The organism is Pseudomonas sp. NFX71, from assembly GCF_048079215.1.
Lineage (GTDB): Bacteria > Pseudomonadota > Gammaproteobacteria > Pseudomonadales > Pseudomonadaceae > Aquipseudomonas > Aquipseudomonas fluorescens_B.
Window position 1 is genome coordinate 2243634 of the sequence record NZ_CP182230.1, and the last position, 24225, is coordinate 2267858.

Below are 24225 nucleotides of genomic sequence, written 5' to 3' on the forward strand. Positions count from 1 at the left end.
GCTTTTCCTTACAAAGGTAGTTTCAATGAGCAATACCCAAAGCTCTAACGGCCTCGAACAGGGGCTCAAACCGCGCCATGTGACCATGCTGTCGATCGCCGGGGTTATCGGCGCCGGCCTGTTCGTTGGCTCGGGCCACGCCATCGCGGCAGCAGGCCCGGCCGTGCTGCTGGCCTACGCCGCCGCCGGTATGCTGGTGGTGTTGGTGATGCGCATGCTGGGTGAGATGGCGGTTGCCTCGCCGGACACTGGCTCCTTCTCGACATACGCCGATCGTGCGATTGGTCACTGGGCCGGTTTTACCATCGGCTGGTTGTACTGGTGGTTCTGGGTGCTGGTCATCCCGCTGGAGGCCAACGCCGCCGCCACCATCCTGCATGCCTGGTTCCCTGGCGTGGACATCTGGGCGTTTGCCCTGGTCATCACGATGCTGCTGACTGTCACCAACCTGTTCAGCGTGAAGAACTACGGTGAGTTTGAATTCTGGTTCGCCCTGATCAAGGTCGTGGCGATCATCGGTTTCATCGGCCTTGGCCTTCTGGCCATTTTCGGTTTCCTGCCGACCAGTCAGGTCAGCGGTGTGTCGCATCTGTTCGACACCCAAGGCTTCCTGCCTAACGGTATGGGGGCGGTACTCGGCGCTATCCTGACGACCATGTTCTCCTTTATGGGCACTGAGATCGTGACCATCGCGGCCGCGGAATCGAAGAACCCTGGCAAGCAAATCTCCAAGGCCACCAACTCGGTGATCTGGCGGATTGGTTTGTTCTACCTCGTATCGATCTTCATCGTCGTGGCTCTGGTGCCCTGGAACGACCCGGTACTGGCCAGCCTCGGTTCCTACCAGACCGTGCTTGAGCGCATGGGCATCCCGAACGCCAAGATGATCGTCGACATCGTGGTGCTGGTCGCTGTGACCAGCTGCCTGAACTCAGCGCTGTACACCTCGTCGCGCATGTTGTTTTCCCTGGGTAAACGCGGTGACGCACCGGCCGTGTCCACGCGCACCAACAAAAGCGGCACGCCATACTGGGCGGTGATGTTGTCCACTGGCGCAGCGTTCCTGGCCACATTCGCCAACTACGTGGCCCCGGCCGCCGTGTTCGAGTTCCTGCTGGCCAGCTCCGGCGCCATCGCGTTGCTGGTGTACCTGGTGATCGCGATCTCGCAACTGCGCATGCGCAAAAAGCGTATGGCTCGTGGTGAAAAAATCGTCTTCAGCATGTGGCTGTTCCCGGGCCTGACCTACGCGGTGATCGCCTTCATCGTCGCGGCCCTGACCATCATGCTGTTCCAGGACGCCCACCGCGTGGAAATCCTCGCGACCGGTCTGCTGAGTCTTTGTGTGGTGGCTACCGGGTTGCTTGTGGCACGCCGTCGTCGCAATGAGCAACTGATTGGTGCAGTGGCGCGCTAGGTTCTACGCCCACTGTCGATGTACCGAAAACGACCGCCATCAGAAATGATCGCGGTCGTTTTTGCTTTCATTCAGGGTTTTTCTCGGTCGGCTCTTTGATGGACACGATGATGTCGAGATAGTAGCCTTCCCGCCGAATGTGCATCTCGCTGTTGCGGGATGCAATGGAGTTTCAGGACATGGATTGTTCGACGCCCCCAGCCTTCCTGGCTAAAGCCACTCGACCCTTTCTTGCCTGCTCCCTCATCTGGCGCGAGTCAACGATGCATTTGCGTGCGCCTGCCGTTTACACGGCAGTCACGAGCCATCGCTGCATGGAGTTAGCCCGGCCATTCAGCCAACCCATTGGGGCATCAAGGAGAGACAGGCATGGCGTTTACATCGGTTGTGTTCAAAAACCCTAACACCGGAGCCATGAAGGAAGCCCCGATCGGCTTCTCGTGGACCGTGTTTTTCTTTGGCTTCCTGCCGCCACTGTTCCGTGGCGACATCAAGTGGGCAGCGATCATGTTCATCGTGGCCTGCTTCACATTTGGCCTCAGCAACTTCGTGTTCATGTTCATCTACAACAAGCTGTACGTGCGCGACCTGATTGGCGCCGGCTTCAAGGCTCAGTCCATCGCCAGCGGTGACCTGAGCTACGCCAGTGCCAAGGTCGGGATGGAAATCCCGCGTCTGGATGCTGTCGCTGCCTGATTGTTGTTTTCAGGTTTGCAAAAAAACGGCCGCTGTCAGTGATGACAGGCGGCCGTTTTTATTTTCGTCAGTTATTTTTCGATTCTATCAGGGTGAACCCAGTCTTCTACGCGTAATCCAGAAACCCGCTCGAACTCTTTCAGGTTGTTGGTTACGACAACTAATCCGCGTGAGCGCGCGTGCCCGGCAATCATCTGGTCGTAGGGGCCTATAGGTGTTCCAGCCTTTGCCAGCTCGGATCTAATCATTCCGGTGTGCGCAGCGGCTTCATTGTCGAAAGACAAAACCTCAAGACGTGCCGCGAACCCCTCAACCACGGCGATGTTTTTTTCGGGAGTCGCAGATTTTTCGGCGCCGTAGATCAGCTCCATCAGCGTCACCGTACTGATGCACAACTGTCCGTCATGAAGGTTGAAAGCTTCTCTTACGATTTGCGGTTTGTTCTTGATGGTGAAGATGCAGATGTTGGTGTCGAGCATGAACTTGATCATCAGAGCGACTCACGCTCCTGATCAGCGGGTTGGTCGCGGTGGGACATAAAGTCCGTGCTCACTCCATCACCGTCGAACCAGCTGTCCCATGTTTCGTCTGCCGGGGTGATGATACGAGCCCTGCCGATGGCAACTACGTTGACTCGTTTTACATCGCTCGGCATTGCCACAGCTTTCGGAAGGCGAACAGCCTGGCTTCGATTGCTCATGAAAAGGGTGGTCTGTTCCATTTTGGCCTCCTGCATTTCTGCGGCTGTTGTGAACCCAAAGAATAGAATCCTCTTGGGATATGTCAATGGGATATACGCAGCCTCTGACGAGAGGTCATATAGATTTTTGAGAGATGGCCTCCATAAAAAACGGCCGCTGTCAGTGATGACAGGCGGCCGTCTTGTTTTTGACGACGGTGCTTACTCGGCTTTTTCTTCCTGCGCGTCCAGCGACTGGCGGTAGCTGTCCAGCGCATCGCCGAAGTCGGTGATGAACTGCGGATCGGTCAGCCAGGCCTGGGCGGCATCGCGGTCCATGCCGTCGGCCCACATGCGGTAGTCGATCAGCATGTCGGCGGCCAGGTGGGTGGCGGCCATGGCTTCGTTGTCGGCGTTTTCCATGTCCAGCAGTTCAGGCTGGTCGCTGATGATCTGCGCCAGGTTCGTCAGGAGGGTCAGCAGCATGTCGTTGCGGCTGGTGGCTTCCGCGTCGCGCATTTTGCTGAACATCGCCAGGGTGTATTCCGGGATCGGCTCGCCGATGTCTTCGATGTCATCGTCCAGCGCGGCGGGTTTTCTGCCGTGGATATTGATCTGGCGGGCTTTGATCTTGGCGCGTTTGGCGCGTTTCTGTTGCTTGTTCAGGGAGGCCATGGGAACTCAGTTCGGTTTCTGTTGGGTTTGGGCTGCGATGGCTTCGGAAGCCGCCACGTAATCAACCTGGAAGGCTGGGGACTCGATCCACGCCAGGGCGCCCGCTTCGTCCACTTCGGTGGACCATTGGCGATACTCGATCAGCGCGGCAATGATGAAGTCTGTGGCGGTTTCTTCGCCTTCCTGCTCCAGCACCAGGGCGAGCAACGGGTGTTCGAGGAAGGCTGCACACATGGCTTGCTGACTGATTTTTTCGGCATCGATCATTTCTTTGAACAGTTCGGTGAGGTCCACCGATTCGAAGTCGATGCGATCGTCGTTCGGGTCCAGCTCGACCGGCGCAGCAGCCCGTTGGGTGCGGTTCTGCTTGGCCTTGGCTTTGGCGCGGGTGGCGCGTTTCTGCTGCTTGTTGGCGGAGGCCATGGGTTTTGATCCGTGGTGCGTTAAAAGGGCTCGCTGCGCGGTACTGTCCGCCCGGGGGGATCGGGGGGCAGTTCGCCGCTGTGCAGCCAGGACAATGCAATGGGCCATAGTGTGGCTTGGTATGCGCTACGAAAAAAGGCGAAATGTCCGACGACTGCTTCGCCGATGTCCTCGGGGGCGATTCGCAAGTGGGTGTTTGTGCCGCCGCTGAAGTAACGGAGCAGGCGTTCGATGGCCGGGATCGTGCCGTAAGGATCGTCGGTGATGCTGATGGCCAGGGTCTTGGCTGTCATCGCCGCGAAGGGAAGCGAGCCTGTTTTCGCGCTGATCGTGCGACCGCTGGGGCGCGTTTCGTACCGGGCGGTGGGCGTACTCCAATCGCGCACTACGCCCGCGGGCGTGTCTTCCAGCCAGCCGAGGCGCTTTCCGGGAAAATATCCGCAGACCAGCGTGATCAGCGGCATCACCACATGCCATTTGCCGACCATCCGCCAACGATGAGCAGGCGCATAGTCGCGCCAGTAGGCGAATTGCGCACCGACGGTCACCAGGCGCCGGATCAGATGCCCTGAAGCGCCCAGGCCCGCCGCACAGCCGCCAAAGCTGTGTCCGACGACATCGATGGGCTGGCCGGGAAATTCGCGCTGAGCGCGCTTGAGCATCGCCTCGAAATCCAGCGCGCCCCAGTCGGTCCATGAGGCGTCGAGATTTTTTAATGATGCAGGGCGTGACTCGCCAATGCCGCGGTAATCGTAGGTAATCACGTCGAAGCCGTTGGCGAGCAGGTATTCGGCGAATCGTGAGTAATGCCTGCAGCGGACCGAGGTAGCAGCGTTGATGATGACGACCGGGCGCGCAATGTCCTGAGAGGCATGCCGCCAAGTGAAGCCGCCAAGGATGAAGCAGTCTGCAGCGGGCTCCCTGAACGGTTCGCCAGAAACGGAGGTTGGCAGCGGCAACTCGATTTGAGTGGGGGCCGGTGACGTGTCCTGCTGCAAATTCATCGACTTCGGACCTTTGCGGGTAGCTGCCAACGATAGTCTTCACACCGCTTATGAACAATCCATTCGCGGTTATAAGGGGATCTGATCGAGCAGTCGCTCTTCGATTGCAGCCTGTTCCCTGTCCAGTTCCGCGCGCAGTTCTTCTTCGCTGGGCAGGACTGTTTTGTATTTGCTGGCGAAAAGTTGTTCGTTGTCTTTCAGTACAGAGTATCGGACCACCGATTCATCTTTTTGCGCGCAGAGAATGATGCCAACGGTGGGGCCATCCTCCGGTCCGCGTTTGAGGTCGTCATACATGCGTACGTACATGTCCATTTGGCCGACATCCTGATGGGTCAGTTCGCCGCGCTTCAGATCGAAGATGACGAAACACTTCAGCAGGTAGTTGTAGAACACCAGATCGATGTAGAAGTCTTTGCTTTCGGTGCTGATGCGTTGTTGGCGAGCGATGAAGGCAAAGCCCTTGCCCAGTTCAAGCAGAAAGGCTTGAAGCTGATGGATCAGTGCCTGTTCGAGATTGGTTTCCTGAGTTAGCCCCGCGTTGGTCGAGCCAAGAAACTCCAGCATCACCGGATCCCTGATGAAATCCCGTGGCTGTGCTTTCATTTTCTGGATATTAGTAGCGGCTTCCTGTTGGACTGCAGGTCGGTCGCGGCTTGTCAGCAAGCGTTCGTAGTAGAGAGTGTTGATCTGGCGTTCCAGGGCGCGAGATGACCAGTTTTGAATGGCTGACTCGTTCATGTACCAGTGACGGGCGTGGTCGTTATCGACACGCAGCAATCGGCGATAGTGGGTCCAACTCAATTCGGAACGCACTGCGTCCCAAATTGGAAAGGTCTGATAAAAGTCCCGCATATAGCGCAGGTTGCGCTCATCGAAACCTTTTCCATACTGGGCAGTGAGGCCTTGTGCGAGCGTCGAAAGTAAACGTTTTCCGTATGCCGCCCGCCGGGCCCCCTCCTGCTCGAACTCCACAATATGCCTCCCAATCTGCCAGCAGGTTTGCACCTGGACCGTATCGACCACCCGTAGCACCTTCTGCCGTGCCTCACGGATCAGTTCGCCAAGGTTGCCTAATAGCGAGGCGAGTTGTGGGTCTTGAGAGTTATCGGGTTTAAGTGCGCTCATGAGGTCTTCCGCGTCGATGTGAACAGGCAGAAGAGAATTGCAGGAGAGGCAGGCGCGTTGATGCCGGGCGCTGCTGGTAAATCAGAAGGAAATCCCGATTGGTTTTGCGGGATCGCTCCGACGGCGATCCATGCTGGGGGAACACATCGTGTAGTCCATTTCGCAGTGACCGCAAGATCCAATCAATCTAAAACCGTCCGCACTCAGGGAAATCAAAATCAGGTAACGAATGGGTTCTGCGGAGCCCGGGAGTACCCATCATGAAACACGTCCATGCATTCATTCTGCCGCTCGCCGCCGTGGGGCTGTTGATGTTTCCCGTCATGCTGCAGGCGGCCAGTCTGGAGCCGATCGACAGTTCAGGCGTTCAAATTCAGCGGCAAGAGCAAAACGGGGTTGCCTATCTTTCCGGTGGCGTCGGCGAGGATGAGGCGAAGGCTATCCAGCAGGCCACCGGTTACAACCTGCACATGACTTTTGCGATTGGGCCCGAGAACAAATACGTCCCCGATGTTCAGGTGGCCATTCAGAAAGCCCAAGGGCCAACCGTGCTGACCCTGAGTGAGGCTGGCCCGCTGGTATACGTTCAATTGCCGCCTGGCAAGTACACCGTTATCGCAACGCGCAATGGCGAGGAACGACGTGATACGGCGGATGTGGGAAGCGGAGCGGCTCGCAATCTGGTCTTTCATTGGAATAGCGCCGAATAGCCGGCAATCACAACCAAGCCAACGACTCGAGGACCGCAACGCGCAAAGGATTGCTTTCCACGCTTAGCAGCTTGATGGCCAAAGCGCAGCAGACCACGATCAACATGGGTTTGATCAGACGTGGACCGACGCGAACAGCGGCTCGTGCGCCCAATTGAGCGCCGATGAAGGCTGCCAATGCCATGGCTATGGCAATCGGCCAAATAATCACACCCTTGGTAATGAAGACCGACAAAGAACCCAGGTTGCATGAGGCGTTGGCCAGTTTGGTAAAACTCATGGCCCGCATCATGCCCAAGCCGCACAGGAGTACAAACCCGACAATAAAGAAAGAGCCCACGCCGGGGCCAAATATGCCGTCGTAAAAGCCCAGGATCGGCGCGACGGTAAACGAAAAAAGCAGAATGCCGATTCTCTTGCGTCGATCTTCATTGGCCAGCTTGGGAGAGAGAGCAAAGTAGATAGCCACCAGAATCAGCATGACCGGCACGCAAACTTCCAGATAGCGCTTATCAATAGAGCTGACCAGCAAGGCACCACTGGCGCCGCCAATAAATCCGCAGATCACCAGGAAACGGCCTTCGCGCCACTCGATCATTCCTTTGCGAGCAAAGGTGACAGTGGCCGAAACAGTTGCCGAAGCGGCCTGGAACTTGTTCGTTGCTATGGCGCTGATCGATCTACACCGGCCAGAAACAAGGCAGGCAAGGTGATCAAGCCTCCACCACCGGCAATTGCATCAAAAAAACCGGCGCAAAAAGCGACAAGCGCCAACATGCCTATTAAATCCCAAGACATTTCATTCCCTCTTTTATCGTTATTGGTCCGTAATCACATGACCGTCCTTCTGCCAGGCAGTGGGTGACGCCGATTTTTTCCAGAATGGGAGGCAGCGGAATGACCCGTGTAGGTTCCAGGCTCGGGTTCCACAGGGCGGAAAGTATGAGCGACGACGGAGAGGGCGAGTGCCCGTCTTTCGCGTTCACAGCGCACCAGTAAGGCGCCTCGGTGTGCGGGCCAAGCGCGAGGCCGGAATGGGAGCTCAGTTCTTTGATTTCCGGCTCGGCATTGATTTTGGTAAGTCCGCCACCCTTGAAGTTGGCGACCAATCGAACCAGCTTTCCTTCGTTGTCCATGTCATAGGCAAAGGCACTGTTATCCACCAGTTTCAACAAGATCTGATTACGGGCCGCCAGGCAAAGGACGTCGTATCGATTTTCCAGGGATGCCAGGTCTGGCAGTTCATTTGGTGGGCTGGCATCGGTGATTTTTTGCAGCCCTTCAAAGATCAACACGCAAACAAGGCCATTGGAGAAGGTCGCCAGCAGTTCGCATTGGTCTGTCGAAAGCGAGAGCTTTAATTCGGTGGCTGCCAGAGAGGCTTTGGACTGGGCGCCTGGCACCTGCGGCCCGCCGATGGCGGCCAGTTCTTCGGCGAGTCTGTGCAGCAACATCGACTGCCGAATATCAAAGCTGAAAATCCTGATGTCCTGTTCAGTAAAAAACTCAGCGTTTTCGACGTCCTGTTTGATGGCGTCAGTCATTGTCTACATCCCTGTTGTGTCTCTGCTCCCGGTTATGCGGCAGCGCCTCCTCCGATACTGCCCAATCCGATGGTCAGCGTATGTCATCCATTTCCGTTAAAGCATGCGGACCGTTCCGGTAGACCCGAGAGACTGTCGAGACTCAGCTCTTGAAAGCTTTGCAGGCGCTGGCTGGCGTAGTGGCAGGGCGTGGGGAATTGATGCTTTGTCCGGCGCTTCGATAGTGACTGGGACAGTGATCACCAAATCCCGGGCATAAAAAAACCCTGAATCTTGCGATTCAGGGTTTTCGGTATTTGGTGCCCAGAGACGGAATCGAACCGCCGACACGGGGATTTTCAATCCCCTGCTCTACCGACTGAGCTATCTGGGCAACGGGGCGCATTAAACTGGTTTTTCGGAGGGTCGTCAAGAAAGTTTTCAAAAAAATTTTAATTATTACCGTCGCTTACGTTCCGACCCTCGAAAAAACGGAATTATTCAGCCGGTGGAACGTAGCCGTCAGCCTTGGCGTATTCCTCGCCGGAGAAGTACTTGTCCATCTCGCCCTGAAGGTATTTGCGGTCTTCGGCGTTCATCATGTTCAGGCGTTTTTCGTTGATCAGCAGGGTCTGGTGTTTCTGCCAGTCGGCCCAGGCCTTGGCCGAGACGTGGTCAAAAATGTCCTGGCCTTTTGCGCCCGGGAATGGCGCGCGCTCCAGGGCGGGCAGTTCTTCTTTGTACTTGCGGCACATGATGGTGCGGGTCATGACGACTCTCCTGCGTTCAATACGGCGGCCGCGCGTTCGAGCAAGGTTTTGACCGGGGCGGCAAGGCCCAGGCGCGGCGGGGTGGCGAGGTTATACCAGAGCCAGTCGGCCTCGGCCACGTGATGGCCGGCCTCCTGGACCTGAACCAGCCAGGGTTCGATGGACAACTGAAAGTGGCTGAAGGTGTGCACCAGGCTCGGCAGCGCCTGTTGGCTGCCCAGCTCCAGCGAGTGCTGCGAAGCCAGATGCTGCAGGTCATCGAGGTCGTCGAGTTCCGGCAAGCTCCAGAGACCGCCCCACAAGCCTGTGGAGGGGCGGCGGTAAAGCAGAATCGCACCCTCGTCGTTGGCGAGCATCGGCATCAGCGTGCGCTTCTGTGGCACGGCTTTGCGCGGTTTGGGGATCGGGTAGCGGGTTTCCAGGCCGAGCATGTGTGCTTCGCAGCCCTTTTCCAGCGGGCAGAGCAGGCAGCTCGGTTTGCTGCGGGTGCAAAGCGTGGCGCCCAGATCCATCATCGCCTGGGTGTAGGCGTTGACCCGATCATGGGGCGTGAAGCGCTCAGCGTTCGCCCACAGCTGTTTGGCGACCTTTGGCTCGCCGGGATAACCCTCTTGCGCTGTAAACCGCGCCAGCACCCGTTTGACGTTGCCATCCAGGATCGGTGCCCGCAGGCCCATGCTCAGGCTGGCGATGGCGCCCGCCGTGGACAGGCCGATCCCCGGCAACTCAACCAGCTTTTCCACATCCCGCGGAAACTCGCCGCCGTACTCGGCAACGACGATCTTTGCGGTTTTCTGCAAATTGCGCGCGCGGGTGTAGTAGCCGAGGCCGGTCCACAGGTGCAGCACTTCATCTTCCGGCGCAGCGGCCAGCGCTTCGACCGTCGGCAGCGAGGCCATGAAACGGTCGAAGTAATTCAGCACGGTGCTGACCTGGGTCTGCTGCAGCATGATTTCCGAGACCCACACCCGATACGGTGTGATGCCTTGTTGCCAAGGCAAGTCGTGGCGGCCGTGGCGGTCGTACCAGTCCAGCACCGCCGATGAAAACTGCTCGGATCTCATCGCTTGAACAGCCCCTTCAATGCGTTTTTCAGCTCAGGGCTGACCTTGTCGCCCAGCTTCTCGTCGATCTTTTCGCTGATCTTGTCGCCGGCCATTTTGGTGGCGACCTGGCCCATGCGTTCATTGTCGAGGCGGCAAGCCTTGGCGCCGAGTTCCAGCGGGCCGCGGCAGCGCAACGGCCATTCGATGCCGACGAATTTGTCTCCGACCTGACAGGCTGGATCCGGCATGGCGCTGGTGTCGCCTTCGACGATGATGCCCACGCGGTAATCCATGCCCAGCACCCGCAGGTCGACGTCGCCGTCACCCTTCACGGTCATGCCCGGAATACGCACTTTCAGGTCCGGGTTGCTGGCCACGCCATTGCGGAAAGTCAGGTTGCCCTTGAGTTCCTGGAACGGTGTGTCCTTGCCTCGCGGTTCGCCGCTGAGGGTTTTGCGGTTGAGCGTGGCGATGCCTTTGCACAGTTGCTGTTCGAGGTTGGCATTGAGCAGCACGCCGTTGTTGATGACGAAACTGGCGTTGCCGTTGAGGGTTTCGATCAGCGCTTTCTGGCTGTTGCCGTTGCCGGTCAGGTTGCTGTCGAGCGTGACAAGGCCTTTGACCGGCGGATTTTTACCCTGGCTTTCGAGGATTTTTTCCACAGGCACTTTGCGGATGCTCGTCTGCATGTTCAGCGCCGGTGTCTGTTGGCGCACATCGAGGGTGCCCTTGGATTCGAAGGTGCCGTCGTACAGGTCGCCGCGCAGATTCTCGAGGGTCAGCAGGCCTTCCTTGCCATTGGCCTTGAGTGCCGCGTTCTGGATCGGCAGTTTCTGGAGGGTCAACTGGCCAAAGGTCAGGTCAGCGTCCACGTCGAGTTTGCTCAGGCGCTCCACCGGCAACAGGCGCTCGCTGCTCCACGCGTCTTTGGTGGGCTTGTCCGGCAGCGGCGTGCTACCTGCGCCGGCCATGGCGTCGGCTTCGGTGCTGGCGACTTCAGCCTTGCGCACTTGGGTTGCGCTGTCGGCTTCGGCGGATTTTGGCGGCAGGTAGCGGTCGACGTTGAACGTGTCAGCCTTGAGGACCGCTCGCAGCGATTGCCTGGCGAAGTCTTCGACGGCAATGCGGCCGGTGAAGGTACTGTCGTCGACTTTCAGGTTGATGCTGTCGAACACCACGCTGGTCGGCGTACCGGCAACGCGACTGACGAGTTCGACTTTGCTCAGGCTACCCTCCGCCATGGCCGGGAGTGTCTGGCCGATGCTGTCGACGAACTTCGCCAGGTCGAACTGGGCAATCGAAATGCCGCCGTTGATTTGCGGTGTCTTGTCGAGGTCGTTGACCTTCAGCTCACCCAGTGCGCGCAGCTGGTTGGCAGAAATCTTGATGCCGGTCCATTCGGCGACGTTTGCCGCTTTATCCAGCAACAACTGCCCTTGGGCGGCGAAAGTCACGGTTTTGCCTTGCAGCGGATCGCCGGCGACTTCACCGGACAGCTTCATATCTTCGAATTTGTAGCGTTGCAGGGCGCGCTCGAAACGCAGCTCGCCACTGAGTTCGGTACGCACCCGCAGAACCGGCTGGTTGGTGCCGAGGAACGCGGTGAGTTTGACCGGGATGTTGGTGGAATCGTGAACCGGCCCGGTGCTCAGCTGGATGCTTTCGGCGCTGAACTGCTTGCCGGTCTTCTCGTCGCTGTATTCAACGCGGGCGTTATTGACGGTCAGGCTGTCGATGTCCAGGCGAATCGGTTGCGCCGGTTTTTCCACCTGGACGGTGGTTTCCGGTGCAGGTTTGCCGGGAGTGACGGGAGGCGCAGTCGGATCGGCAGTCGTGGGAGCCTTGCCGATGTCTTCCCAGTTGCCGTGGCCATCCTTGTCACGGTTAAGGCGCAGGTTCAGGCCTTCGACGCGAACATCGCTCATCTGCACTTCACGGCGCAGCAGTGGCAGCACGCGCACCGACAGGCCGAGCATCTGCAAGTCAGCGAACGGTTCAGTGGGCTTGGCCAGGGTCGCGACACTGGCTTCGTGCAATTCCAGGCCGAGCCACGGGAACAGGCTCCAGCCGATATCGCCATTGAGCGTCAGCTCGATGTGGGCCTTGTCGCGGGCAATCTGGCGGATCTCGTCTTTATAGTCGTTGGGATCGAAGAGGTGGGTCAGGGCAAAGCCCAGCGCCACAATGATCAGCAACAGCCCGAGAAGTACCAGACCCAGGATTTTGCCGAACGCTTTCATGGGCGAGTCCTTGTAGTTAGTCGAATTCGAATATAGCCGGGGAGTATAGCGCCCCGAAGCGGACGACCGGTCAGCGATCAGTCCGGCAGTGTATCCAGCGGCACTTTCAACTTGGCCGCCAGGGCTTGTGCCTCAAGGTGCCCGGCAGGCGCCAGCAGGCGTAATGTCGCGCCCGATTGGGACGCCATTGCCTGGGCTTCGTTCACCAGCCGTTCAGCTACCCCGCGACGACGGGTGATTTTTCTCACGCATAGCTGGGAAAGATGCCAGACGTCCTGGTGCCTTTGCAGGCGTGCGGCCCCCAACAGGCGATCGTTGAAACGCCCGCCGATCAGCGAGCCGTCCCGCAGGCAGCCTTCAATCAACTGCACATCGCCGGCGAACGGGGCGAACAGCCAGTCCGGCGCGTCACGGTAGATTTTCTGTAGATCCTGCTGATCCTGATAGGTGGCTTCGTTCAGCAGCTCGACGATGATAGGCATGGCGGTTCCTTCAGTGGTACGAGAACAGACGACTTTAGAAAAGGTGATATCAGTTTGGTTTTTCTGTCACGTGCAAATGGTAACCTCTGCCAGTTCGTCCGTCCTTCTGCGACGTGATGTCGCACCAAAATGGAGCTTCACCTTAAAAACAGTCATGCGTGCGCATAAGGCTGGGGGGTGAAGAGTGCTGGCGAACCATACTAATAATTGGGGGATACACAATGACCACGAGCATCACGGCGGACGGCCTCAACGCCGACCAGCCCTCGTTCCTGTCCAAGGAGCGCATCATCGCCAAGCCCGGTTTCAACCGCTGGCTGGTACCACCGGCCGCGTTGGCCATCCACCTCTGCATCGGCATGGCTTACGGCTTTTCGGTGTTCTGGCTGCCGCTGTCAAAGGCACTGGGCGTGACCAAGGCAGTGGCTTGCGCGCCGGACATGAGTTTCATCTCGCAGGTTTTCTCATCGCAATGCGACTGGCCGATCTCGATGCTCGGCTGGATCTACACCCTGTTCTTCATCTTCCTCGGCTGTTCCGCAGCGATCTGGGGCGGCTGGCTGGAGCACGCCGGGCCGCGCAAGGCTGGCGTTGTGTCGGCTCTGTGCTGGTGTGGTGGCCTGCTGATTTCGGCGTTGGGCGTGTACACGCACCAGATCTGGCTGATGTGGATCGGCTCCGGGGTCATTGGCGGTATCGGCCTGGGCCTGGGTTACATCTCGCCCGTTTCGACCCTGATCAAGTGGTTCCCGGACAAGCGCGGCATGGCAACCGGCATGGCGATCATGGGTTTCGGTGGCGGCGCGATGGTCGGTGCTCCGCTGGCGGCGGCCTTGATGGGTCACTTCGCATCGGCAGAAAGCGTGGGCGTGTGGCAGAGCTTCCTGGTGATGGCCGCGATCTACTTCGTGTTCATGATTGGCGGCGCACTGTCCTATCGCGTTCCGCCAACCGGCTGGAAGCCTGAAGGCTGGACCGCTCCGGCGAAGAAAGCTTCGAACGCGATGATCACCCATCGTCACGTGCACGTGAATGTGGCGTGGAAAACCCCGCAATTCCGTCTGGTGTGGCTGGTGCTGTGCCTGAACGTATCCGCCGGTATCGGCATCCTCGGCATGGCTTCGCCACTGTTGCAGGAAGTGTTCGCGGGCAAATTGCTGGGCACTGACCAGACGTTTGGTCAGCTGGATGCCGGGCAACTGGCCTCGATCGCGGCGATTGCTGCCGGTTTCACCGGTTTGCTGAGCCTGTTCAACATTGGCGGCCGGTTCTTCTGGGCGTCGTTCTCGGACTACCTGGGCCGCAAAAACACTTACTTTGTGTTCTTCGCTCTCGGTTTCGCGCTGTACGCGCTGATCCCGAACCTCGGTCACCTGGGCAACGTTGCGCTGTTCGTGGCGGCGTTCTGCGTCATCCTGTCGATGTACGGTGGTGGTTTCGCGACGGTGCCGGCTTACCTGGCAGACCTGTTCGGTACGCAAATGGTCGGCGCGATCCACGGTCGTCTGCTGACGGCATGGGCGGCGGCAGGCGTGCTGGGTCCGGTGTTGGTGAACTACCTGCGTGAATATCAACTGAGCATCGGCGTTGAACGCGCCGCGGCCTATGACATCACCTTGTACATCCTCGCGGGCCTGTTGGTGCTGGGTTTCATCTGCAACCTGCTGGTGCGTCCGGTCGCCGATAAGTACTTTATGACCGACGCCGAACTGGCCGCCGAACAGGCGCTGGGCCATGACAAGGGCGCTGACGCCAGCACTGTGCTGGAGTGGAAAGCGGCGCCGGGTACCAAGCCGTTGGCGATTGCTGCGTGGCTGGTGGTGGGGATTCCGTTGGCGTGGGGTGTCTGGGTAACCCTGCAGAAGACGGCGGTTCTGTTCCACTAAGTAAACGGCAAGCGCATCACCCCTGTGGGAGCGAGCCTGCTCGCGATAGCGGTCTGACAGTCGACAGAGATGTTGAATGTCATGGCCTCATCGCGAGCAGGCTCGCTCCCACATTTGTTTTGTATTCCGTCCGATTGGCTTGTATGGACATGTCTATCCCCGACACGCCCGGATTCACTCCGTCAGTGATATCACCTCCCGTGTTTCTGTTTCCCGCCCGCGCCCCTATAATGGCTGCCTTTTTCGCCCAATGATTTTGCGGAGCTGGTGATGGCCGAACGTAAGGCGTCAGTCGAGCGCGACACTCTGGAAACCCAGATCAAAGCCTCGATCAACCTGGATGGCACCGGAAAGGCCCGATTTGATATCGGTGTTCCTTTTCTTGAGCACATGCTGGACCAGATCGCCCGTCACGGGCTGATCGACCTGGATATCGTCAGCAAGGGTGACCTGCATATCGACGACCACCACACCGTGGAAGACGTCGGTATCACCTTGGGTCAGGCCTTTGCCAAAGCCATCGGCGACAAGAAAGGCATCCGTCGCTACGGCCATGCCTACGTGCCGCTCGATGAAGCGCTGTCGCGCGTGGTGATCGACTTCTCCGGCCGTCCAGGCCTGCAGATGCATGTTCCCTATACCCGCGCCACCGTTGGCGGTTTCGACGTTGACCTGTTCCAGGAATTCTTCCAGGGCTTCGTCAACCATGCGCTGGTCAGCCTGCACATCGACAACCTGCGTGGCACCAACACCCACCACCAGATCGAAACCGTGTTCAAGGCATTCGGCCGCGCCCTGCGCATGGCCGTAGAGCTCGATGACCGCATGGCCGGTCAGATGCCGTCGACCAAAGGCGTTCTGTAATGCAGACGGTCGCGGTTATCGATTACGGCATGGGCAACCTGCACTCGGTGGCCAAGGCCCTCGAGCACGTCGGTGCCGGCAAGGTCCTGATCACCAGCGATGCCGACGTGATTCGCGAAGCCGACCGGGTGGTTTTTCCCGGCGTCGGCGCGATTCGCGATTGCATGGCGGAAATCCGTCGCCTGGGCTTCGATTCGCTGGTGCGTGAAGTCAGCCAGGACCGTCCGTTCCTCGGCATCTGCGTCGGCATGCAAGCCTTGCTCGACAGCAGCGAAGAGAACGACGGCGTCGACTGCATCGGCCTGTTCCCGGGCGCGGTGAAGTTCTTCGGCAAAGACCTGCATGAAGACGGCGAACACCTGAAGGTCCCGCACATGGGCTGGAACGAAGTGAAGCAGACGATCTCGCATCCGCTGTGGCACAACATTCCGGACCTGGCGCGTTTCTACTTCGTGCACAGCTACTACATCGCTGCCGGCAATGCGCGGCAGGTGGTGGGTGGCGGGCACTACGGTGTCGATTTCGCTGCGGCGCTGGCCGATGGCTCGCGTTTCGCCGTGCAGTTCCACCCGGAGAAGAGCCATACCCATGGCCTGCAATTGCTGCAGAACTTCGCTGCGTGGGATGGTCGCTGGTAAATGGCCGTCAAGAAGAAGCCGCCGATCCTGACCCTCACTCCCGAACAGGAGAGTGAGGCCAATCACAAGATCAAACGCTTCATGGAGGATCGCTTCGAACTGGACCTGGGTTCGTTCGAGGCGGCCGAAATTCTTGAGCTGTTTACTCGCGAAATTGCTCCGCACTATTACAACAGGGCGATTTTCGATGTGCAGACGCACCTCAAAGAGAGGTTCGAAAGCATCGAAAGCGACCTGTGGGCGCTCGAGAAAAACTGATTTTCGAGCGAAGCTGAACAATCGAATTTGAAGGTTTGCCAGATGCTGATTATTCCCGCTATCGATCTCAAGGACGGTGCCTGTGTTCGTCTGCGCCAGGGCCGCATGGAAGATTCCACAGTGTTCTCCGATGACCCGGTGAGCATGGCTGCCAAGTGGGTGGAGGGCGGTTGCCGTCGTCTGCATCTGGTCGACCTGAACGGCGCCTTCGAAGGCCAGCCGGTCAACGGCGAAGTGGTCACGGCCATCGCCAAGCGCTACCCGAACCTGCCGATCCAGATCGGCGGCGGTATCCGCTCCCTGGAAACCATCGAGCACTACGTGAAAGCGGGCGTGAGCTACGTGATCATCGGCACCAAAGCCGTGAAAGATCCGGCTTTCGTGGCTGAAGCCTGCCGCGCGTTCCCGGGCAAGGTGATCGTCGGCCTGGACGCCAAGGACGGTTTTGTTGCCACCGACGGCTGGGCTGAAATCAGCACCGTTCAGGTCATTGACCTGGCCAAGCAATTTGAAGCCGACGGCGTGTCCGCGATCGTTTATACCGACATCGCCAAAGACGGCATGATGCAGGGCTGCAACGTACCGTTCACCGCAGCGCTGGCGGCTGCCACGCGCATTCCGGTGATCGCTTCCGGCGGTATCCACAATCTGGGTGACATCAAGTCGCTGCTCGACGCCAAGGCGCCAGGCATCATCGGCGCGATCACCGGCCGGGCGATCTACGAAGGCACCCTCGACGTCGCTGAAGCGCAAGCTTTCTGCGATTCGTACAAAGGCTGAGGACTGACCATGGCGCTGGCCAAACGCATCATCCCTTGCCTGGACGTGGACAACGGCCGGGTGGTCAAGGGCGTCAAGTTCGAGAACATTCGTGACGCCGGTGACCCGGTGGAAATCGCCCGTCGCTACGACGAGCAGGGTGCCGACGAGATTACCTTTCTCGACATCACCGCCAGTGTCGATGGTCGCGACACCACGTTGCACACCGTTGAACGCATGGCGAGCCAGGTGTTTATTCCGCTGACTGTGGGCGGTGGCGTGCGCACTGTGCAGGATATTCGCAATCTGCTGAATGCCGGCGCGGACAAGGTTTCGATCAACACCGCTGCGGTTTTCAATCCGGAATTCGTTGGCGAAGCGGCGCAGCATTTCGGTTCGCAATGCATCGTCGTCGCCATCGATGCCAAGAAAGTCTCCGGTCCGGGCGAAACCCCGCGCTGGGAAATCTTCACCCACGGCGGGCGCAAGCCAACCGGTCTCGACGCCGTCGAGTGGGCGAAGAAGATGGAAGGCCTGGGTGCCGGTGAAATCCTGCTGACCAGCATGGATCAGGACGGCATGAAAAACGGTTTCGACCTGGGCGTGACCCGCGCCATCAGCGATGCGCTGGGTATTCCGGTGATCGCCTCCGGCGGTGTCGGCAACCTGCAGCATTTGGCAGACGGCATTCTTGAAGGCCACGCCAGCGCGGTATTGGCGGCGAGTATTTTCCACTTCGGCGAATACACCGTGCAGGAAGCCAAGGCCTACATGGCTCATCGCGGCATCGTGATGCGCTAAACAAACCGATACAGGCCAGTGGACATCATGGCGGGCTCAGGGCACTCTTGGGCACGCCATGGATTTCGGTAGCCAGATATGCTCAAACGCCTTCTTCTTGCCCTCGCCAGTGCCTCTCTATTGCTCATCAATGGAGTGCACGCTGCAGAAAATCCTGACACCGACCTCGTGTTGCTGACGGAAAACTTCCCGCCTTACAACATGGCCAAGAACGGCAAGAACTTCGCTCAGGACGAGAACATCAACGGCATCGCCGTGGACATCGTCCGTGAGATGTTCAAGCGCGCCGACATTACCTACAGCCTGACGCTGCGTTTCCCTTGGGAGCGAATCTACAAGCTCGCCCTCGAGAAACCGGGTTATGGCGTGTTCGTGATGGCGCGGTTGCCGGACCGCGAAAAGCTCTTCAAATGGGTCGGCCCGATAGGCCCGGATGACTGGATCATGCTGGCCAAGGCGGACAGCAAAATCAGCCTGGAAACGCTGGAAGATGCGCGCAAATACAAGATTGGCGCGTACAAGGGCGATGCGATTGCCGAGACGCTGGCCAAGCAAGGGTTGAAGCCGATTGTCGTGCTGCGCGATCAGGACAACGCGAAGAAACTGACCAGCGGCCAAATCGACTTGTGGGCCACGGGTGACCCGGCCGGGCGATATCTGGCTCGACAGGACGGCGTGACCGGGCTCAAGACGGTACTGCGCTTCAACAGCGCCGAGTTGTACCTGGCGCTGAACAAAAACGTGCCAGATGAAACCGTCGCCAAGCTGCAGGCCGCGCTGGATAAATTACGCAAGGAAGGCGTGGTGGACGAGATCATGGCGCGGTATCTCTGATACCACCGTGTTCAAGTGTGGGAGCGAGCCTGCTCGCGATGAGGCAGTGTCAGTCAACATCACTGTTGGCTGATTCACCGCCATCGCGAGCAGGCTCGCTCCCACAGTGGTTTTGTGTTGTTGCGGATTAGCGGTACACGCCATCCTTGCCATGCGCAGCCGTCGCGCGATTGCTGCGCACGCTGATCATCTGCTTGATGTCGATCCACTCAATGCCCTGAGCCTTGAGCTTGGGCAGTTCCCTCTCCAGCACCGCCAGCGTCTGCGGATACGGATGCCCGATCATCACCGCCGAGCCTTGCTTGTGCGCCAAATTAATCGCCGTCTGCAACTGCGTGAAAATCGCCGCTTCCGTGCGCTCATCATCCAGAAACACATCCCGCGAAACACTCGCCAACCCGATCTTCTGCGCCTCGGCCGCCCCCACGGTTTGCGCGCTGGTTCGACTGTCGAGGAAGAACTTGTGCCGCCGCTGCAAATCCGCCATCAGCCAGGCCATGGCAGCGGTTTGAGCAGTCATCCGGCTGCCCATGTGATTGTTGATGCCCGCGGTGTAAGGCACGACCTTGAACGCTGCATTGAGGCGTTTTTCGAGTTCGTCGATGGGCAAGTCGGGATGCCAGGCGAACGGGCCCGTGGCTGGGTCCATGGGCATGTGCAGGATGACGATCTTGCCGGCGCGATGGGCTTCGCGGGCGAATTCGGTGGCGTGGGGCGTGTCGGGCATGATCGCGGTGGTTACCGGGCCGGGCAGGGCCAGCACGCGGCGATCCCGGGGCAGGTTCTGCCCCAGGTCATCGATGATCAGTGTGAGGTAGGCCTTTTGAGGGGCGGGCGCCGCGTGAGCAACACCCGCCAGACAGCACAGCAGACCGAGAGCCAGCCGCAGGCGCATCTCAGCGGCCGGAGGTGATGCTCAACCCTTTGAGCAGGCTCAAGGCCTGGGCCAACTGGTAATCATCGTCCTGCGGCATCGCCTTGGCTTTGCCACTGGAGCCGGTCGGTTTGTCGGCGCCGCCGTTGCCATTGCCCAGGTGACCTTGCAGATCGGCTTCCTTGAAGTACTCGCCGTCCTGCTCGCTGGTGATCTTGGCCTTGCGTACTTCGATGTCCGGGACGATGCCCTGGGCCTGGATCGAGCGGCCGTTCGGCGTGTAGTACAGCGCCGTGGTGATCTTCAGCGCGCGGTCGTTGTTCAGCGGCAGCACGGTTTGCACCGAACCTTTACCAAAACTGGTGGTGCCCATGATCACCGCGCGCTTCTGATCCTGCAGGGCGCCGGCAACAATTTCCGAGGCCGAGGCACTGCCGCCGTTGATCAGCGCAACCATTGGCACGGCTTCGCTTTCGTCCTTGCCGGTGGCGGAGAAGCGCAACTCGGAGTTGGCGATGCGGCCTTTGGTGTAAACGATCAGGCCTTTGGTGATGAAGTGGTCGACCACTTCCACCGCCGCCTGTAGCACGCCACCCGGGTTGTTACGCAGGTCGAGGATGATGCCGTTGAGTTTCTTGCCGTTGTCCTTGCGCAACTTGGCCAGGGCCTTGGAGACTTCTTCGCCTGTCTTGACCTGGAACTGGGTGATACGGATGTAGCCGTAGCCGGACTCCAGCAACTGGCTCTTCACGCTCTTCACCTGAATGATGGCGCGGGCCAGGGTCACGTCGAACGGCGTGCCGCCATCGCGAACCAGGGTCAGGGTGATTTTTTGGCCGATCTTGCCGCGCATCTTGTCCACGGCTTCGGTCATGCTCTGGCCGCGAGTCGGCTGGCCGTTGATCTTGACGATGAAGTCGCCGGCCTGAATGCCAGCCTTGGAGGCCGGGGTGTCATCGATAGGCGAAACCACCTTGATGAAGCCGTCCTCGGCACCGACTTCGATGCCCAGGCCGCCGAATTCGCCGCTGGTGCTTTCCTGCAATTCAGCGAAGTCTTCCGGGCCCAGGTAGGCGGAGTGCGGATCGAGGTTGCTGAGCATGCCCTTGATGGCGTTTTCCAGCAGGGTCTTGTCGTCCACCGGCTCGACATAGGCTGCCTTGATCCGATCCATGACCTCGGCAAAGGTGCGCAACTCTTCCAGCGGCAACGGCGCCTTGGTGGTCGCAGCAGTGCCCGCAGGCGCGACCGCCGGAGCCGGTTGAGCAGCGAACGCCAGAGGCGCGCCGATCACCAGGGCGATCGTCAGGGCCAGCGAGGTAAGACGGGACAAATGCAGCATGTCGAACGAACTCCTAATGTAGGTGACTCAACGCCTATCCTTGCGCGCGGCACCATTGCGCCGGATCACTCGGGTGACCCTGCTGACGAATAGCGAAATACAGCGCTGGTGTGTCCTGCCCGCCACTGCTGCCAACAGTGGAGATGGACTCACCGGCTTTTACCACGTCACCCGCAGACTTGAGCAGCGTCTGGTTGTGACCGTAAAGACTCAGGAAACCGTTGCCGTGGTCGAGAATCACCAACAGCCCCGCACCGCGCAACCAGTCGGCAAACACCACGCGTCCGCCATGCACGGCATGCACCTGGCTGCCGGCGGAGGCGCTGATCATCACGCCGTCCCACTTGGTTCGGGAGTCGTCGCCACGGGTTTCGCCAAAGCGTGCCAGCAGTCGACCATCAACCGGCCACGGAAGTTTGCCGCGAGTTGAAGCAAAAGGGCCGCCGAAGGTTTCGCCTGAACTGGAAACCAGCGCACCGGGTGTTGATTTAACGGGTTTGCGTGGGGCGTCGGTGGCATTTGCTTGAGCCTCGGCCTCACGTAAACGCTTTTTTTCGGCTTCCTGCTGGGCGATCAGCGCTTTTTGCCGCGCCTCTTCTGCCTCTCGAGCCTGGCGGGCCAGGGTTTCTTCAATGGTTTTAAGGACTTTAGACAGGTCCGCCTGATCCTGCTCGCGGGCGGCCAGCTTCTGGTCGCGAGCCTTTACGTCGTCACTCAGCTTGGCCAGGACTCGCTGGCGTTCCTGACGGACTTTGTCGAGTTCATCCCGCTGGCTGTCGAGGCTGCTCTTCTGCACCAGCAATTGCGCTTGCTGCAGGGAAATGTCCTTTTCGACATTGGCCAGTTGGCGCAGGGTTTCGTTGAAATTCTTCAGCTGCTCCAGGCGGGCCTGGCTCAGGTAGTCGTAATAGGTGAGGGTGCGGGCGAATTTTTCCGGGTTCTGCTGGTTGAGCAATAGCTTCAAGTACTCCTGACGGCCGTTCTGATAGGCCGCGCGGGCCTGAATGGCGATCAGTCGTTGCTGTTCAATGCGCGCGCTCTGGAGTTTTTTTTTCTCACCATCGAGACGCTGCAGCTCGGATTCGCTTTTCTTCAGCTCTTTTTGCAGGGCTTCGACCTGCTTCTCGAGCTTGCCCATCTCGGTCTCGGTGCCCTTGAGGTCTTTCTGCACACCGGATTTTTCTTCCTGGAGCTTGCCCAACAGTTTTTTCAGCTCGGCAATGTCCTGACGCGTGGCGTCCAACTGTTGTTGGGTTTGCGCGCGCTCGTCAGCAAAGGCCGGTTGGAGCAGGCAAGTCAGAGCAAGGGCTATCAGGACGCGAAGCATAGAGGCGGGTGATACCAGGGAAAGGGACGGCCTAGTATGCCCGCCCCACGCTGCAAAAAAAACGCCCAATTGGGGCTGTGTGATAACTGGAGCGGTGTTGCCTCTGAAAACACTCCAAAACCACTGTGGGAGCGAGCCTGCTCGCGATGGCGCCCTGACATTCAACAATGATGTTGGCTGTCAGATGGCTATCGCGAGCAGGCTCGCTCCCACAGGGTTTGGCGTCGTCAGATGGATCTGGTTACACCAGAATCGATGTGCCGGTCATTTCAGATGGTTTTTCCATCCCCAGCAGCATCAGCATCGTCGGCGCGACATCCGCCAGCACGCCGCCATCACGCACCTTGAAGTTCCGCTTGCCGACATAGATGAACGGCACTGGCTCGGTGGTGTGAGCAGTGTGTGCCTGGCCAGTGGAGGCATCGGACATTTGCTCGACGTTGCCGTGGTCGGCCGTAATCAGCGCTTCGCCGCCAACCTTGTCCAGCGCTTCGACGATACGGCCGACGCACAGGTCCAGGCATTCCACGGCTTTCACCGCGGCATCAAACACACCGCTGTGGCCAACCATGTCGCCGTTGGCGTAGTTGACCACGATCACATCGTAACGCTGGTTTTCGATGGCATCGACGATGCGGTCGGTGACTTCCGGCGCGCTCATTTCCGGCTGCAGGTCATAGGTGGCGACTTTCGGCGACGGGATCAGGATGCGCTCTTCACCCGGGAACGGTTCTTCACGACCGCCGGAGAAGAAGAAGGTCACGTGGGCATATTTCTCGGTTTCGGCGATGCGCAGCTGGGTCTTGCCGTTTTTTGCCAGGTAGTCACCGAGCACGTTGTCCAGACTGCCGGCGGCGAAGGCCGAAGGCGCAGGAATGCTGGCGGCGTATTGGGTGAGCATGACGAAACCGGCCAGTTTCGGCTGGCGTGCCCGCTCGAATTCCTTGAAATCGTCTTCGACGAACACGCGGGTCAGCTCGCGCGCGCGGTCGGCGCGGAAGTTCATGAACACCACGGCGTCGCCGTCTTCGACTTTCACCGGCTCACCGATGGAGGTGGCTTTGACGAATTCGTCGCTCTCGCCACGTTCGTACGCGGCTTGCAGGCCTTCCTGAGCGGTGGCGGCGTTGAATTCACCGTTGCCATCGACGATCAGATTGTAAGCCTGGGATACGCGGTCCCAGCGGTTGTCGCGGTCCATGGCGAAGTAACGGCCGATGATGCTGGCAATCCGGCCTTTGCCGAGGGCCTGGAAGGTCGCGTCGAGCAATTCGATGGACGACTGGGCGCTTTTCGGTGGCGTATCGCGGCCATCGAGGAAGGCGTGCAGGTAGATTTTCTCCGCGCCGCGCTTGTAGGCCAGTTCGGCCATGGCGACCAGGTGATCCTGGTGACTGTGCACGCCGCCATCGGACAGCAGGCCCATGAAGTGCACGGCTTTGCCGGCAGCTACGGCTTTATCCACCGCGGCGCAGATAGTCGGGTTCTCGAAAAACTCGCCGTCGCGGATCGATTTGGTCACGCGCGTAAAGTCCTGATACACAACACGGCCGGCACCGAGGTTCATGTGGCCGACTTCGGAGTTGCCCATCTGGCCATCCGGCAGGCCGACGTCCATGCCACTGCCCGAGATCAGGCCGTTCGGCACGGTGGCCCACAAACGGTCCAGTACGGGCTTCTTGGCCGCAAACACGGCGTTGGACTCAGGGCTGTCACTGTGACCGAAGCCGTCGAGAATAATCAGGACCAAAGGTTTAGGCGTGGTAGTCATGGATTCCACTCGTGGCTGAGTTAAAAGAGGGCAATGGAAAAGGGAGTGGCAGTTTAAAGCGAAGTTCCGACGGCGTCA

General features: G+C 59.1%; 25 protein-coding genes, 1 tRNA gene and 1 pseudogene. 10 read left to right on the forward strand and 17 right to left on the reverse strand.

Features of this window, described 5'->3' with window-relative positions:
- Positions 1-25 precede the first annotated feature (25 nt).
- Together gabP and ACM1ZW_RS10410 are read left to right on the forward strand one after the other, a co-directional pair.
- Positions 26-1417 (forward strand): GABA permease, encoded by a 1392-nt coding sequence (gene gabP / locus ACM1ZW_RS10405; protein ID WP_416740502.1) that lies wholly within the window; start codon positions 26-28, stop codon positions 1415-1417.
- Between the two features lie 369 nt (positions 1418-1786).
- On the forward strand, positions 1787-2113 hold the full coding sequence (locus ACM1ZW_RS10410) for a hypothetical protein (RefSeq protein ID WP_017336019.1): 327 nt from the start codon (positions 1787-1789) through the stop codon (positions 2111-2113).
- Between the two features lie 71 nt (positions 2114-2184).
- Here ACM1ZW_RS10410 and vapC read toward each other — a convergent pair whose 3' ends face one another.
- The 6 genes from vapC to ACM1ZW_RS10440 form a co-directional block, all read right to left on the reverse strand.
- Positions 2185-2604: a type II toxin-antitoxin system tRNA(fMet)-specific endonuclease VapC gene (gene vapC / locus ACM1ZW_RS10415; protein ID WP_414879906.1), complete on the reverse strand. Its 420-nt coding sequence runs from the start codon at positions 2602-2604 to the stop codon at positions 2185-2187.
- Positions 2604-2834: a type II toxin-antitoxin system VapB family antitoxin gene (gene vapB / locus ACM1ZW_RS10420; RefSeq protein ID WP_416740503.1), complete on the reverse strand. Its 231-nt coding sequence runs from the start codon at positions 2832-2834 to the stop codon at positions 2604-2606. Before vapB ends, vapC begins: the two co-directional genes overlap by 1 nt.
- A gap of 180 nt (positions 2835-3014) precedes the next feature.
- Positions 3015-3467, reverse strand: a complete 453-nt coding sequence (locus ACM1ZW_RS10425; RefSeq protein ID WP_017336022.1) for a hypothetical protein — start codon at positions 3465-3467, stop codon at positions 3015-3017.
- Positions 3468-3473: 6 nt separating this feature from the next.
- Positions 3474-3890: a hypothetical protein gene (locus tag ACM1ZW_RS10430; RefSeq protein ID WP_017336023.1), complete on the reverse strand. Its 417-nt coding sequence runs from the start codon at positions 3888-3890 to the stop codon at positions 3474-3476.
- Positions 3891-3910: 20 nt separating this feature from the next.
- Positions 3911-4894, reverse strand: coding sequence for an alpha/beta fold hydrolase (locus ACM1ZW_RS10435; protein ID WP_416740504.1), 984 nt, complete (start codon positions 4892-4894; stop codon positions 3911-3913).
- Positions 4895-4963: 69 nt separating this feature from the next.
- Positions 4964-6022: a PDDEXK nuclease domain-containing protein gene (locus tag ACM1ZW_RS10440; RefSeq protein WP_031318256.1), complete on the reverse strand. Its 1059-nt coding sequence runs from the start codon at positions 6020-6022 to the stop codon at positions 4964-4966.
- Between the two features lie 260 nt (positions 6023-6282).
- On the opposite strand from ACM1ZW_RS10440, the gene ACM1ZW_RS10445 reads away from it, so the two are divergent.
- Positions 6283-6732: a carboxypeptidase regulatory-like domain-containing protein gene (locus ACM1ZW_RS10445; protein ID WP_414879909.1), complete on the forward strand. Its 450-nt coding sequence runs from the start codon at positions 6283-6285 to the stop codon at positions 6730-6732.
- A gap of 7 nt (positions 6733-6739) precedes the next feature.
- Here ACM1ZW_RS10445 and ACM1ZW_RS10450 read toward each other — a convergent pair.
- The 7 genes and pseudogenes from ACM1ZW_RS10450 to ACM1ZW_RS10480 all read right to left on the reverse strand — a co-directional run bounded on the left by ACM1ZW_RS10450 (position 6740) and on the right by ACM1ZW_RS10480 (position 12793).
- Positions 6740-7530 (reverse strand): annotated as a pseudogene (locus ACM1ZW_RS10450) (TSUP family transporter).
- Entirely contained in the window at positions 7515-8276 is a 762-nt protein-coding gene (locus ACM1ZW_RS10455) for a hypothetical protein (protein WP_416740505.1), read from the reverse strand. Before ACM1ZW_RS10455 ends, ACM1ZW_RS10450 begins: the two are co-directional and overlap by 16 nt.
- Positions 8277-8573: 297 nt before the next feature.
- Positions 8574-8649: transfer RNA gene (locus tag ACM1ZW_RS10460), tRNA-Phe, on the reverse strand.
- Between the two features lie 103 nt (positions 8650-8752).
- On the reverse strand, positions 8753-9025 hold the full coding sequence (locus ACM1ZW_RS10465; RefSeq protein WP_010464608.1) for an oxidative damage protection protein: 273 nt from the start codon (positions 9023-9025) through the stop codon (positions 8753-8755).
- A complete protein-coding gene (gene mutY / locus ACM1ZW_RS10470) occupies positions 9022-10089 on the reverse strand; it encodes an A/G-specific adenine glycosylase (RefSeq protein ID WP_017336051.1) in 1068 nt (355 codons plus the stop codon). Before mutY ends, ACM1ZW_RS10465 begins: the two co-directional genes overlap by 4 nt.
- Positions 10086-12311: an AsmA family protein gene (locus ACM1ZW_RS10475; protein ID WP_414879912.1), complete on the reverse strand. Its 2226-nt coding sequence runs from the start codon at positions 12309-12311 to the stop codon at positions 10086-10088. Before ACM1ZW_RS10475 ends, mutY begins: the two co-directional genes overlap by 4 nt.
- Positions 12312-12388: 77 nt before the next feature.
- Positions 12389-12793 carry an acetyl-CoA sensor PanZ family protein gene (locus tag ACM1ZW_RS10480; protein ID WP_414879913.1) on the reverse strand — a complete coding sequence of 135 codons (405 nt, stop codon included), beginning with the start codon at positions 12791-12793 and terminating at the stop codon, positions 12389-12391.
- 221 nt (positions 12794-13014) lie between these two features.
- On the opposite strand from ACM1ZW_RS10480, the gene ACM1ZW_RS10485 reads away from it, so the two are divergent.
- From ACM1ZW_RS10485 to ACM1ZW_RS10515, 7 genes are all read left to right on the forward strand, one after another.
- Positions 13015-14679, forward strand: a complete 1665-nt coding sequence (locus tag ACM1ZW_RS10485) for an OFA family MFS transporter (RefSeq protein ID WP_017336054.1) — start codon at positions 13015-13017, stop codon at positions 14677-14679.
- A 270-nt stretch (positions 14680-14949) separates the two neighbouring features.
- Positions 14950-15543, forward strand: a complete 594-nt coding sequence (gene hisB, locus ACM1ZW_RS10490; RefSeq protein WP_003218037.1) for an imidazoleglycerol-phosphate dehydratase HisB — start codon at positions 14950-14952, stop codon at positions 15541-15543.
- Entirely contained in the window at positions 15543-16181 is a 639-nt protein-coding gene (gene hisH, locus ACM1ZW_RS10495) for an imidazole glycerol phosphate synthase subunit HisH (protein ID WP_084318199.1), read from the forward strand. Before hisB ends, hisH begins: the two co-directional genes overlap by 1 nt.
- Positions 16182-16439 carry a DUF2164 domain-containing protein gene (locus ACM1ZW_RS10500; RefSeq protein ID WP_008005317.1) on the forward strand — a complete coding sequence of 86 codons (258 nt, stop codon included), beginning with the start codon at positions 16182-16184 and terminating at the stop codon, positions 16437-16439.
- 42 nt (positions 16440-16481) lie between these two features.
- On the forward strand, positions 16482-17219 hold the full coding sequence (gene hisA / locus ACM1ZW_RS10505) for a 1-(5-phosphoribosyl)-5-[(5-phosphoribosylamino)methylideneamino]imidazole-4-carboxamide isomerase (protein ID WP_017336056.1): 738 nt from the start codon (positions 16482-16484) through the stop codon (positions 17217-17219).
- A 9-nt stretch (positions 17220-17228) separates the two neighbouring features.
- Complete coding sequence (hisF, locus tag ACM1ZW_RS10510) at positions 17229-17999, forward strand: imidazole glycerol phosphate synthase subunit HisF (protein WP_007897430.1); 771 nt, start codon at positions 17229-17231, stop codon at positions 17997-17999.
- Between the two features lie 78 nt (positions 18000-18077).
- A complete protein-coding gene (locus ACM1ZW_RS10515) occupies positions 18078-18833 on the forward strand; it encodes a substrate-binding periplasmic protein (RefSeq protein ID WP_017336057.1) in 756 nt (251 codons plus the stop codon).
- Between the two features lie 127 nt (positions 18834-18960).
- Here ACM1ZW_RS10515 and ACM1ZW_RS10520 read toward each other — a convergent pair whose 3' ends face one another.
- From ACM1ZW_RS10520 to gpmI, 4 genes are all read right to left on the reverse strand, one after another.
- Positions 18961-19728: a divergent polysaccharide deacetylase family protein gene (locus tag ACM1ZW_RS10520; protein WP_414879915.1), complete on the reverse strand. Its 768-nt coding sequence runs from the start codon at positions 19726-19728 to the stop codon at positions 18961-18963.
- Between the two features lies 1 nt (position 19729).
- On the reverse strand, positions 19730-21049 hold the full coding sequence (locus ACM1ZW_RS10525; protein ID WP_416740506.1) for a S41 family peptidase: 1320 nt from the start codon (positions 21047-21049) through the stop codon (positions 19730-19732).
- A 34-nt stretch (positions 21050-21083) separates the two neighbouring features.
- Positions 21084-22376: a murein hydrolase activator EnvC family protein gene (locus ACM1ZW_RS10530; protein ID WP_017336060.1), complete on the reverse strand. Its 1293-nt coding sequence runs from the start codon at positions 22374-22376 to the stop codon at positions 21084-21086.
- Between the two features lie 241 nt (positions 22377-22617).
- Positions 22618-24147: a 2,3-bisphosphoglycerate-independent phosphoglycerate mutase gene (gene gpmI / locus ACM1ZW_RS10535; protein ID WP_017336061.1), complete on the reverse strand. Its 1530-nt coding sequence runs from the start codon at positions 24145-24147 to the stop codon at positions 22618-22620.
- Positions 24148-24225 lie beyond the last annotated feature (78 nt).